This window comes from Kitasatospora sp. NPDC022785, assembly GCF_055561295.1.
Window position 1 is genome coordinate 60,482 of record NZ_JBVHHB010000021.1, and the last position, 12,076, is coordinate 72,557.

At 72.2% G+C, this 12,076-nt stretch carries 10 protein-coding genes and 1 tRNA gene; 2 read left to right on the top strand and 9 right to left on the bottom strand.

Going from position 1 to position 12,076, the window contains the following annotated elements; translation table 11 throughout:
• The first annotated feature begins 98 nt into the window (after nucleotides 1-98).
• On the top strand, nucleotides 99-755 hold the full coding sequence (locus tag ACZ3YO_RS28015; protein ID WP_465574497.1) for a TetR/AcrR family transcriptional regulator: 657 nt from the start codon (nucleotides 99-101) through the stop codon (nucleotides 753-755).
• A gap of 147 nt (nucleotides 756-902) precedes the next feature.
• Here ACZ3YO_RS28015 and galE read toward each other — a convergent pair whose 3' ends face one another.
• The 4 genes from galE to ACZ3YO_RS28035 form a co-directional block, all read right to left on the bottom strand.
• Nucleotides 903-1,865: a UDP-glucose 4-epimerase GalE gene (gene galE / locus ACZ3YO_RS28020; protein ID WP_465574500.1), complete on the bottom strand. Its 963-nt coding sequence runs from the start codon at nucleotides 1,863-1,865 to the stop codon at nucleotides 903-905.
• Between the two features lie 298 nt (nucleotides 1,866-2,163).
• Nucleotides 2,164-2,832, bottom strand: coding sequence for a helix-turn-helix transcriptional regulator (locus ACZ3YO_RS28025; RefSeq protein WP_465574502.1), 669 nt, complete (start codon nucleotides 2,830-2,832; stop codon nucleotides 2,164-2,166).
• Nucleotides 2,833-3,011: 179 nt separating this feature from the next.
• A tRNA-Thr gene (locus ACZ3YO_RS28030) sits at nucleotides 3,012-3,084 on the bottom strand.
• A gap of 118 nt (nucleotides 3,085-3,202) precedes the next feature.
• Nucleotides 3,203-3,613: a winged helix-turn-helix transcriptional regulator gene (locus ACZ3YO_RS28035; protein WP_465574505.1), complete on the bottom strand. Its 411-nt coding sequence runs from the start codon at nucleotides 3,611-3,613 to the stop codon at nucleotides 3,203-3,205.
• Nucleotides 3,614-3,784: 171 nt separating this feature from the next.
• Here ACZ3YO_RS28035 and ACZ3YO_RS28040 point away from each other — a divergent pair, with 171 nt between their 5' ends.
• Nucleotides 3,785-4,381 (top strand): flavodoxin family protein, encoded by a 597-nt coding sequence (locus ACZ3YO_RS28040; RefSeq protein ID WP_465574508.1) that lies wholly within the window; start codon nucleotides 3,785-3,787, stop codon nucleotides 4,379-4,381.
• A gap of 21 nt (nucleotides 4,382-4,402) precedes the next feature.
• On the opposite strand, the gene ACZ3YO_RS28045 is transcribed toward ACZ3YO_RS28040, so the two are convergent.
• The 5 genes from ACZ3YO_RS28045 to ACZ3YO_RS28065 form a co-directional block, all read right to left on the bottom strand.
• A complete protein-coding gene (locus ACZ3YO_RS28045; protein ID WP_465574510.1) occupies nucleotides 4,403-5,749 on the bottom strand; it encodes an MFS transporter in 1,347 nt (448 codons plus the stop codon).
• Between the two features lie 199 nt (nucleotides 5,750-5,948).
• On the bottom strand, nucleotides 5,949-7,367 hold the full coding sequence (locus ACZ3YO_RS28050; protein WP_465574513.1) for a S8 family serine peptidase: 1,419 nt from the start codon (nucleotides 7,365-7,367) through the stop codon (nucleotides 5,949-5,951).
• A gap of 97 nt (nucleotides 7,368-7,464) precedes the next feature.
• Nucleotides 7,465-9,057, bottom strand: a complete 1,593-nt coding sequence (locus ACZ3YO_RS28055; protein WP_465574516.1) for a WXG100 family type VII secretion target — start codon at nucleotides 9,055-9,057, stop codon at nucleotides 7,465-7,467.
• A 73-nt stretch (nucleotides 9,058-9,130) separates the two neighbouring features.
• The gene (locus ACZ3YO_RS28060) at nucleotides 9,131-9,718 is read right to left on the bottom strand and encodes a hypothetical protein (RefSeq protein WP_465574519.1); all 588 of its coding nucleotides are present in this window, start codon (nucleotides 9,716-9,718) and stop codon (nucleotides 9,131-9,133) included.
• A 309-nt stretch (nucleotides 9,719-10,027) separates the two neighbouring features.
• Entirely contained in the window at nucleotides 10,028-11,851 is a 1,824-nt protein-coding gene (locus ACZ3YO_RS28065; RefSeq protein WP_465574522.1) for an ABC-F family ATP-binding cassette domain-containing protein, read from the bottom strand.
• Between the last annotated feature and the right edge of the window lie 225 nt (nucleotides 11,852-12,076).

Genomic DNA, 12,076 nt, shown 5'->3' on the forward strand with positions numbered 1-12,076 from the left:
GCCCGTTCGGACGGCACGTCAGGTAAAGTACAACGTGCATGGCAATACGTACAACGGTGACTGTAACTTTTCGAATGAGCCTCAATGAAGGAGCCTCAGTGACCAGTCGGCAGGAAACGCCGGACCGGCCCCGCCGGGGGCTGGCCGAGAAGCGCCAGGCCATCACCCGGGCCGCCCGCACGGTCTTCGGCCGGGACGGCTACACCCGCGCCAGCATCGACGCCATCGCGGCGGAGGCCGGGGTGTCCACCCGCACCATCTACAACCACTTCGCGGGCAAGGAACTGCTCTTCCAGACCGTCGTCCAGGAGAGCTCCGCGCAGGTCGGCGACGCCCAGCTGGACATCATCGAGCGCCGGCTCGGGAAGGTCACCGACCTGGAGGCGGACCTCGTCGCGTTCGCACTGGCCTGGGTGACCCCGCTGACCGAGTTCGCGGACCACTTCGGACTGGTCCGCCAGATCAACGCCGAGGCCCGGCACCTGCCGAAGGCCGCCCTGGACGCCTGGCAGGAGGCCGGACCGCGCCGGGTGTTCGCCGCGCTCGGGCGCCGGTTCGCCGAGCTGGCCGAGGAAGGATGGCTGGAGGCGCCCGACCCGGGGCGGGCCGCCTCGCACTTCGTGCTGCTGACCGCGACGGAGGTCACCCAGCGTTCGTACTGGGGCGCGTACCCGCTCGCCCGGCCGGAGACCGAGGAGATCGTCGTCGCGGGCGTCCGGGCCTTTCTGCGCGCCTACGCGGCGCCCCGCCGATGAGGTCGCGCCACTGAGTGCGTCGCGGCGCTGCGGGACCGGGCGCTGCGGGACCGGCCCCCATGGCCGGGCACCCCAGGACCGGGCGCCGCACAGCTGAGGCGCCGGCCCCGGACCGGCCGGGGGCGGCGCCTCACGAGGTCGTCCGGCCTACAGGCCGTTCTTCTCCAGGGTGAACTTCCAGGCGTCGGCCACGATGTCGTCCAGGTTCGGACGGCGCGGCGTCCAGCCGAGCGTCCGGTGGGCGCGCTCGGCGGAGGCCACCAGCACGGCCGGGTCGCCCGCACGGCGCCCGACGGTCCGCACCGGGATCTCCCGGCCGGTGACCCGCTTGACCGACTCGATCACCTCGCGCACCGAGAAGCCGCTGCCGTTGCCCAGGTTGCAGATCAGGTGCTCGCCCGGCTTGGCCGCGTCCAGCGCCAGCAGGTGCGCGTCGGCCAGGTCCGCCACGTGGATGTAGTCACGGATGCAGGTGCCGTCCGGGGTCGGGTAGTCGTCGCCGTACACCGCGATGTGCTCGCGCTGCCCCAGAGCGGCCTGGAAGACCAGCGGGATCAGGTGCGACTCGGGGTCGTGCCGCTCGCCGTAGACACCGTACGCACCCGCCACGTTGAAGTAGCGCAGCGAGACGGCGGCCAGCCCGTGGGCGACGGCCTCGCTGGTGATCAGGTGGTCGACGGCGAGCTTGGTGGCGCCGTACGTGTTGGTCGGCGCGGTACGGGCGGTCTCGGCGATCGGCACGACCTCCGGCTCGCCGTAGGTGGCGGCGGTGGAGGAGAAGACCAGCTTGCGCACGCCCGCCGCGCGCATCGCGCTCACCAGCTCCAGCGAGCCGGCCACGTTGTTGCGCCAGTACTTCTCCGGGTCCACCACGGACTCGCCGACCTGCGAGGACGCGGCGAAGTGCAGAACCCCGTCGAAGGAGCCGTCCAGCACCGTGCCCGCGTCCTGGATCCGGCCCTGCACGAACTCCGCACCCGCCGGCACACCCTCGCGGAAGCCCGTCGACAGGTCGTCCAGGACGGTCACCCGGTGCCCCGCCTCCAGCAGGTGGGCGGCAACCACGCTGCCGACATATCCGGCACCACCCGTGACCAGGTACTTACTCATGATGCGACCTCCAGCGGGCGATGGTCCGCGGCCTCGGCGGGCCATCGGTGACGTACGTACGACTGGGGCCATTCTCCCTGGCCACCGGGAGTGCTCCGGACCGCGTCCGTCCGGCCCGGACCACCGTTCACCGGCTGTTCCGGTCGCCGCCGCCCGGCGCCGGGGCGCCGTTCCCTCGTTCCGGGGCTCCGTTCCCTCGTCCCGGAGAGCAAGCCGTCGTTCCGGGGGCCGTCCCCTCGCCCCGGAGAGCAAGCCCTCGCCCCGGAAGCCGTTCCCCCGTTCCGGGGGGCGAGCCCGCTCAGTCGCGCGCCACCCGTTCGAGCAACCCGGTCCGGGCCGCGACCGCCGCCGCCTCCAGCCGGGTCCGCGCGCCGAGCTTCATCAGCACCCGCTGGACGTGCGTCCGGGCCGTGCTGGAGGCGATCCGCATCCCGGCCGCGATCGCCGCGGTGTCCTCGCCGTCCGCGATCCGGGTCAGCACCTGGACCTCACGGCGGGTCAGCAACCGCAGCAGCCGGACCGCCTCGTCGTCCGACTCGGCCGCCGGGCACAGCAGTTGGTCGAAGGCGCCGCGCAGGACGTCCACCGCGACCGCCGCCTCCCCCGCCCGGGCGCGCGCGATGGCCCGCTCGACCACCTCGATCCGCTCGTCGCTGGGCACATACCCGGCCGCGCCCGCCGCGAACGCGGCTGCCACGCCCCGAAGTTCACCGACCGGCCCGAGCACGATGACGGCCACCTCGGGCCGCTCCCGGCGGATCCGGCGCAGCCCGTCGAAGGCCCCCGGCTCGCCCGGCCCGGCCACCCCCAGCAGGCAGATCTCCGGCCGGCGGCCGGCCACCAGGTCGGCGGCGGAGCCGGCCGGCGAGCCGACAGCGAGCACCCGGTGGCCGCGCAGCTGGAGCGCGGTGGCCAGCGCCTCGGCCAGCAGCCGATGGTCGTCGACCACCACGAGTCGAACGCCCATGACGCCCTCCCGGTCGGGGTCCGGCCCGCGCCCGCACCCGGTGGGGCGGGCGGCCGATGACGCACCATCACAGCGCATTCGGGCCCGGCCCGCCAGGCCGCCTCGGCGCCGGGGCCGGCCGGGCGCACGAACCCGGACACGAAAAAGACCCTCGCCGTTGGGCGAGGGTCTTTCACTTGAGCCCCCATGCGGAATCGAACCGCAGACCTTCTCCTTACCATGGAGACGCTCTACCGACTGAGCTATAGGGGCCTGAACCTTGTGTTCTCGCTTGCTCACTCGCTCGCTCGAACAAGGAAGAGATTACACGGCCGACGGCCCGGAAGGGAAATCGGCCCCGGCCCCGGAACCCGGAGCCGGCCTCCGCCCCTCAACCCTCGGTGTGCGCCCGGTCGAACCCCTCCCGCGCGGCCATCATCAGGGGGGTGCGCGCCTCCGTCCAGCGACCGACGGGCGCCACCAGCTCGGCGAGCTCCCGGCCGAGCGGCAGCAGGTCGTAGACCACCCGCGGCGGCGTCTCCGGGTGAACGGTGCGCCGCACCAGCCCGTTCCGCTCCAGCGAGCGCAACGACTGGGTGAGCATCTTCCGGCTGACCCCGCCCACCGCGCGCTGCAGCTCGGAGAACCGCTGCGGACCGCACTGGTCGAGGCCCATGAGGATCAGCAGCGACCACTTGTCCGCCAGCTCGGCGAACACGTCCCTGCTCGGACAGAGCTGGGCGAAGACATCCCGGCTCTGGGCCTGGTCGGGCCCGGCCGGGGCCTCTTCTTTCGTCGTCATACCTCCAGGGTAGCGGGCGGTCTCCAATCCGCTCCTAGTAACCAATGGAGACTTGGTCTATATTGGAGACCACGGCGGCCGCAAGGCCTCCCGGTTCTGCCTTCCCCTTGGTCCCGCCGTTCACCCCGCCCCCTGGGCCCTTCCTTCCACCTCCCGCGAGGAGCACCCGCCATGACCGCAATCCGCCCGACCGTCGCCATCGCCTACCACTCCGGCTACGGCCACACCGCCGTGATAGCCGAGGCCGTCGCCCGCGGAGCCGCCGCCACCGGAGCCGAGGTCGTCTCCGTCGCCGTCGACACCATCACCGACGAGCAGTGGGCCCGGCTCGACGCCGCGGACGCGATCATCTTCGGCTCGCCCACCTACATGGGCACCGCCTCCGGCGCCTTCCACACCTTCGCCGAGGCCAGCAGCAAGCGCTGGTTCGGCGACGCCTGGCTGGACAAGGTCGCCGCCGGCTTCACCAACTCCGCCTCCAAGAGCGGCGACAAGGCCGGCACCCTCGGCTTCTTCCAGACCCTGGCCGCCCAGCACGGCATGAACTGGGTCAACCTGGGCCTCAAGCCCGGATGGAACTCCACCACCGCCACCGAGAACGACCTCAACCGCCTCGGCTTCTTCTCCGGCGCCGCCGCCTCCACCCCCTCCGACGGCGGCCCCGACACCGTGCACAAGGCCGACATCGCCACCGCCGAGCACCTCGGCGGGCGGGTCGCCGAGCACACCGCGACCCTGCTGGCCGGCCGCGCCGCCCAGGCCGTCTGACCCGCACCCGCTCCCCGCGGGCTACGCCGCCGGATCCGCCCCCAACACGGGCGCCCGGCGGCGTCCGCCGTCCGCCCCGGCCACCGCCAGATCCGTACCGCTGGTCTCCGGCAGCAACCTCAGGCAACCCAGCGCCACCAGCCCCAGCACCGCCAGGTACCAGCCGGCCGGCTCCGCCGTGCCGTACACGTCGGTCAGCCTGGTCGCGATCAGCGGCGTGGTCGCCCCGCCCACCACCCCTCCCAGGTTGTACGTCAGCGCGGCCCCCGTGTACCGCACCCGGGTCGGGAAGAGCTCCGGCAGATACGCCGCCACCGGCCCGAGCAGACACCCCAGCACCACCATCGCCCCCGCCAGGGCCAGGAACATCAGCGGCCGGCGCACCGTCTCCAACAGCGGGAACAACAACGGCGACCAGAGCAACGCCAGCCCCGTCGCCCCCTGCAACGTCCGCCGCCGCCCCCACCCGTCACTGCGCCGGGCACTCACCCAGACCGTTCCGCCCATCGCCACCCCGCCCGCCAGCAGCATCGACAGCACCAGCGTGCTCGACACCCCCAGCCCGGTCGTCGCGTACGCCAGCGCGTACGTGGTGGTCAGGTAGAACATCGCGTACCCCACGGTGATCACGCCACAGCCGACCAGCACCGTCCGCCAATGCCCGCGCAGCACCTCCACCACCGGCGGCCGCTCCCGCACCCGCCCGGCCTCCGCCGCGAACAGCGGCGTCTCCTCGATCCGCAGCCGCACGAACAGCCCCACCGCCACCATCGCCAGCGACGCCAGGAACGGCACCCGCCAGCCCCACCCGTGGAACGCCCGCTCGTCCAAGGCCAGTTGCAGCACCAGGAACACCCCGTTCGCCAGCACGAACCCGATCGTCGGGCCGAGCTGCAGAAACGCCCCGTACCGACCGCGCCGCCCGGCCGGCGCGTTCTCCGCGATCAGCAGCGCCGCCCCGCCCCACTCCCCGCCCAGCCCGAGCCCCTGGCACACCCGCAGCACCACGAGCGCCACCGGCGACCACCACCCCCATACCCCGTACCCCGGAAGCGCCCCCACCGCCGCCGTCGACAACCCCATCAGCAGCAGCGACACCACCAGCGTCGCCTTCCGGCCCAACCGGTCCCCGAAGTGACCGAACACCACCGCCCCCAGCGGCCGCGCCAGAAACGCCACCGCGTACACCGAGAACGACGCCAACAGCGCCCCCACGGTGCCCAGTCCGGGAAAGAACACCGGCCCGAAGACCAGCGCGGCCGCCGTCCCGTAGATGAAGAAGTCGTAGAACTCGATCGCCGTGCCGATCAGCGCCGCCGCTGCGGCCCTCCGCAACTGCGCCGCCCGCCGGGCGTCCTGCGTATCCATACCGCCACCCTGGCGACCCGCTCACCCCCGCGACAGCACCCACCCGGGTGACACCCGCGCACACCCCGCCCCCGCGCCACCCCCCTCCACGCCCGCCCCACGCCCCACCCCGCGGCGCTCCCCACGGCACTCCCCCGAAACGGCAGCCGCCCGGCCGCCGGGGTGAACCCGGCGGCCGGGCGGCTGCCCCGGTCCTCGACTACCGCGCGTACGGGTTGTCCCCCGACGGAGCCGGCGGCTCGTACGACGGCGGCGCGGGCGGCACCCCGGGCCCGGCCTGCAGCGGCATCTGCGGCACGACCGCACCCTCCCGAGAGGCCGCCGACCGCCTCCGCAGCACGAAGAACACCACACCCGCCACCAGCACCAACCCGCCGACCACCGCCGCCACAACAGGCAGGGAACCGCCGGAATCCTTCGCGACCACAGGCTGCGCGACCGGCGACGCCGCCGGCGTCGTGCCCCCACCCGAGGACGGACTCGCCGCCGCCGACGCCGACGAGGACGCCGGTGAGGACGCCGCCGCCGACGGCGACGTGGAAGGCGTTGCGGAAGACGACGCGGCAGGGGCCTCGGCCGGCTTCTCCGGGATCGGGTTCACATTCGCCGGGCCGGGGTCGCCGGGAGCGGTCAGCGCGATCCGCGGCCGAACAGCCCCGAAACCGACATTGTCGGCTCGGACTGACCCATCGCTCGGCTTTCCGGCCGAGCTGATAAGCACACGCAGAACCTGATTGGCGGTCCAGTCCGGGTGGACGGACCACACCAACGCCGCCGAGGCGGAGACCAGCGCGGTCGCGTCCGACGTGCCATGACTGTCGCAGTAGCCGGTCTGTCCCGTGCAGGCCTCGACCATCTCCGCACCGGGCGCAACAAGATCAACCTGCGGCCCCCGCTCGGACTCCGAGGTCACTTCCCCGTTGCGGTCGACCGCCCCGACCCCGACGACATTGGGCAGGCCGCCGGGGTACTCGACCGGATTGCCCTGTTGGGCCGAGTTTCCGACGCTGGAGACCACCAACGAACCCTTTGCGGTTGCGCTCGCGATGACGCGGTTCAGTTTGGCCACATCGTCAGGAGAGGTCTTGATGGCCTCGATACCCTGCGAGATGTTGATGACCTTCGCCCCCTGGTCCGCCGCGTAGCTGACGGCCTGGCCGATTTGGTCGAGGAAGTCGGCCGAGGACAAACCGCTGCCATCGGACCCGTTCTGAATCTTCAGCGGCAGAATCTTGGCGCCGGGGGCCAGGCCATAGGCACCGTTGCCCCCCATTCCCTTGCCGGACCCCGCGATGAGGCTGGCCATCTGCGTTCCGTGGCCGTTGCTGTAGGACCCCACTCCACCGGGAAGCCCGCTGAAGTCCTTGCCCGGCAGCAACTGTCCCACGAGATCCGGGTGATCCAGCTTGAACCCGCCCTCGATCACCGCGACCGTGATCCCCTGGCCCTTCGAGATCTGCCACATCTCCGGGGCATGCATGGCATCCAGGTGCCACTGGTCCTTACGGATGGAGCCGTCCGCAGCCGCCGGAACCGCTGCGGGACCCACAGCCACACCTGCCGCCAGGAGCGCCGCAGCGAACATCCGCCCACCCACTCGCACGTTCGTCCGCCCCATCACAACTCCTTGTTGTCTCCCGTCGGCCGAGGACTGCGCCCCGGACAGGTCTGCCCGGCCACTGGTTGGGCCCAGTGGCCGGGCAGCTACTGCAGTCCTACTCAATCACGCCCGGATTGCTCTGCGGCGTACCGCTGGTCCAGGTCTCCTCGTCCTCGTGCAGGTAGTCGGCCCGCTGACGACGCTCACGCTCGCTCTTGCCCGCGCCGCCGCCCGTCATGCCGGGACCGCCCGCCATGCCGTTCTGGCCCGAACGCGACCCGCCCTCGGGCCCGACCGCGCCGGCCCGGTTGCGCAGACCCGTGCCGCCCGGGGTGAACTCGCCACCCGCGGTCGGCCCCTTGCGGCCGCCGACCGTACCGCCGCCGGTCGAGGTCAGCCCGCGGCCGCGCACGCTGCCGCCCGAGGCGCCGCCACCGTGGCCGCCGCCAGCCCCGGGGTGCATGCCGCCCCCGCCAGGGCCGCCCGGACCGCCACCGGACCGGCCCGCCTGGCCGTCGCGGCCGAAGACCGTTCCACCGCTCGGGACACCCGGGTTGCCGTTCTTCGCCGGCAGGTTGCCACCGCCGAAGGTGCTCGTCCGGCTCGGGCTCGGGCCGGTGACCTTGGGCGGGATGGTGCCGCCACCGCCGAACGGGACGGGACCGGGGCCCGGGAAGTTGTTGTTGCCTCCGGGACCGTTCGGGTAAGGCGGTCCGCCGCCCGGACCGTTCGGGGGCAGCTGGCCGGGGCCGCCCGGTGTGAACGGACCGGTCTGGTCGGGCAGGGTCGGAGCGGGCGGCAGGCTGTTGAGGTCGGTCCCGGGACGGTCCGGCGGGTACGACGGTGCCGGGGTGGGCACGGGCACGCCCGGGTCCGGCGGCAACGGCACCGGACCGTTGCGCGGAGGAATCGGGTCGACGTGTCCCGGTCCGCTCGGACCCTGCGGGCCCGGCACGGGCGGACGCGGCGTCACCGAACCGCCACCACCACCGCCACCACCGGGCGGGCTGTAGCTGCCGCCACCACCGCCACCGACTCCGCCGTGCGGGTTGCGGCCGGTGCCACCGGAGCCGGTGCCGCCGCCACCACCAATCGAGTGGTCCGACGAGGAGTCTCGATCGCCACCCTCACCCGGCGGCTTCAGCTCCTCCGGGGTCTCGAGCGAGTTCAGCTTGGTGGTCACGGCCTCGTAGGCCTGCGCCAGCTTCACCATCTGGTTGACGGCTTCCTGGTGCTCCTGCTTGACCTTCTTCTCCGCCTCGGCCGCCTCGGCCCCGGTCACCCAGTTCGGGTTGGCCTGCTTCATGACGGAGTCCACGGTGGAACCCACGCCGTACCGGGCCTCGAAGTCGGAGGGGAGGTACGGGATGTTCTGGTTCTTGTGCTTGGCGACCTTGTCGATCTCGGCCTGCGGCAGCTTCGGCATCGCGACCTTGGCCGTGCTGAGCGCCTCGCCCGCCTGGTGCATGGCATCGCCGACACCCGTGGAGTAGTCGGCGAGCTTCGCCGCCGACTTGTGGAAGTTGCTGGCCCACGCCTTGAAGCCCTCGCCGGCCGGGCCCTCCCAGGCGATCTGGTCGATGTGCGACTTGAGCGCCCCGCTGAGGTCCTTGAGAACACGGCCGGCAGCCTGCAGCTGACTTCCCCGGCCCAGGACCTTCGACGGGTCGCTGCTGTCGACCATGACCTTGAGCTCTTCGTGCTTCATGGGCTCGAAGTTCGTTCCGCCTGCCATCACTCACTCCCCGTCATACCGAGCGTCCTGCCCCCTGGACCAAACATCAGAAGCCCACCTTCGGGCCGGGCCCGTTCGGCCCGGCTGCCGGCGTCGCGACGCCCGCGTTCTTCGCCACGGCCTGCTGGGCGGCGGCCGTGTTCTCCTCGTTGCCCGCGTAGTTGGCCGCCGCCTTCGTGACGGACTTCTGCATTTCCTCGATCTGCTTCACGAAGACCTTGTGCATGTTCACGAGCTCGTTGTGAGCCCGCTGGTAGGCCGACGTCAGATCGGTGGACTGCGAGAAGTTCTTGCCGAAGTTGTCCGCCTGGAGCCGCTGCTCCTGGAGGTTGTACGGCGCTGCCGCCGAACCCTCCATCGCCTGGAGCAGTGCCTCGATCTTCTTCGTGAACGCCGTCAGGGTGTCCAACTCGACCTGGACGTTCTTGCTGCCGAACGCGGAGACCAGCTCCGAGGCGCTGGCGTTCGTCTGGACGGCGCGCACAACGGTGTCGGCGGCGCCGAACACGGCGCCGAAGCCGAACAAGCTGTTGCTGTGGCCCGTACCGAGCGAGAACGGCGTCTCGTCGGGCTTGGCCGCGCCCGTCGTACCGTTGGCCGTCCCCGTACCGTCGCCTGCAGGCGCGTCTGCCACCGTAATCCACCTCTCCCCCGTGTGCGGGGCGGCCCCGAGGCCGCCGCACCGCAACACACCGTCAACTTCTCGGTCATACAGTCTTACTCATGCACCCGTCGGTCCGCACGGAGGGACAGCGGTTGCCTCGGCCATCGTAGCCACCACCGCCGTCGCCCCGGCAGGGCCCATGGCACGACTGAGCGCGATCGGTACGAACTTGACACGCACAGGACCCTGCCGTGCCATCCCCACCCCACCTCCCCGGGCCCGCCCCGGACCCGCCGCCGAACCGGCGGGCCCGGGTGGCCCGGCCACCGAAGGCCGGGCTCAGACCTGCTCGGCCAGCTCCAGCCAGCTCATCTCCAGCTCCTCCTTCTCCTCCCGGACGGCGCGCAGCTGCGTGTCCAGCTCCGCGACCTTGGAGAAGTCGGCGGCGTGCTCGGCGAGTTGGGTGTGGAGCTTGGATTCCTTGTCGTCCAGCTTGGCGATCTGCCGCTCCAGCTTCTGCATCTCCTTCTTCGCCGCCCGCACGTCCCCGGCCGACAGCCCGGGGGCCGCCGCGGCCTCGGCGGCCGAGGCCCCGGTGGCGGCAGCGGCGGCAGCGGCAGCCGCTGCCGCCATGCGGGCACGCCGCTCCAGGTACTCGTCGACGCCGTTGGGCAGCATCCGCAGCTTCTTGTCGCCGAGCAGCGCGTGCACCACGTCCGTGGTCCGCTCGATGAAGAAGCGGTCGTGGCTGATGACGACCATCGAGCCGGGCCAGCCGTCGAGGAGGTCCTCCAGCTGGTTGAGCGTCTCGATGTCGAGGTCGTTGGTCGGCTCGTCGAGGAAGAGGACGTTCGGCTCGTCCATCAGCAGCCGGAGCAGCTGGAGCCGGCGCCGCTCACCGCCGGAGAGGTCGCCGACCGGGGTCCACTGCTTGTCCTTGCCGAAGCCGAACTGCTCGCAGAGCTGGCCGGCACTCATCTCCCGGCCCTTGCCGAGGTCGACCCGGGAGCGCACCTGCTCGACGGCCTGGAGCACCCGGGTCTCCGGCTCCAGTTCGGCGACCTCCTGGGAGAGGTAGGCGAGGCGGACGGTCTTGCCGACCTTGATCACGCCGGACGCGGGCTGCACGTCGCCCTCCGAGGCGTACGCGTCACGCATGGCGCGCAGCAGCGACGTCTTGCCGGCGCCGTTGACGCCGAGCAGGCCGATCCGGTCACCGGGGCCGAGCTGCCAGGTGAGGTTCTCCAGCAGCAGCTTGGGGCCGGCGGTGACGGTGACGTTCTCCAGCTCGAAGACCGTCCGGCCGAGCCGGGCGTTGGCGAACTTCATCAGCTCGCTCTTGTCCCGCACCTCCGGCACGTCGGCGATCAGGGCGTTGGCGGCCTCGATGCGGTAGCGCGGCTTCGAGGTACGGGCCGGGGCGCCGCGGCGCAGCCAGGCGAGCTCCTTGCGGGCCAGGTTCTGGCGCTTCTGCTCCTCGGTGGCCTCGATCCGGGTGCGCTCGGCGCGGGCGAAGACGTAGTCGGAGTAGCCGCCCTCGTACTCGTGCACGGCGCCGTGCTGGACGTCCCACATCCGGGTGCAGACCTGGTCGAGGAACCAGCGGTCGTGGGTGACGCAGACGAGGGCGGAGCGGCGGTTCTGGAGGTGCTTGGCGAGCCAGGCGATGCCCTCGACGTCGAGGTGGTTGGTGGGCTCGTCCAGGACGATCAGGTCGGGCGAGCCGAGCAGCAGCTTGGCGAGGGCGATCCGGCGGCGCTCGCCGCCGGAGAGCGGGCCGATGACGGTGTCCAGGCCGTCGGCGAAGCCGGGCAGGTCGAGGCCGCCGAAGAGGCCTTCGATGATGTCGCGGATGCGCGCGTCGCCGAGCCACTCGTGGTCGGCGCGGTCGGCGATCACCTCGTGCCGGATGGTGGCTTCGGGGTCGAGCGAGTCGTGCTGGGTGAGGACGGCCAGCTGCAGTCCGCCGGAGTGGGTGATCCGGCCGCCGTCCGGCTCCTCCAGCTTGGCGAGCATCCGGATCAGGGTGGTCTTGCCGTCGCCGTTGCGTCCGACGACGCCGATCCGGTCCCCCTCACTGACGCCGAGGCTGACCCCGTCCAGAAGGGCCCGGGTGCCGTAGACCTTCGTGACGGACTCGATGGTGGCGAGGTTGACGGCCACGTGTGCTGCGCTCCTGGGTTCGGCGGTCTCGGGGCCGCCCCGGTCTCGCGGCGCACCCCCCTTCGGGGAAGGCCCCGATCTCCCCAGCCTAGTCGGCCGTTCCCGGGCGCCTCACCTGCGAGCACCACCACCCCGGAGCACACCCGTCCCCGGCACCCCGGGCGCCTCACCCCCGAGCACCACCACCCCGGAGCACCTCCACCCCAGGCACTCCCCGGCGCCACC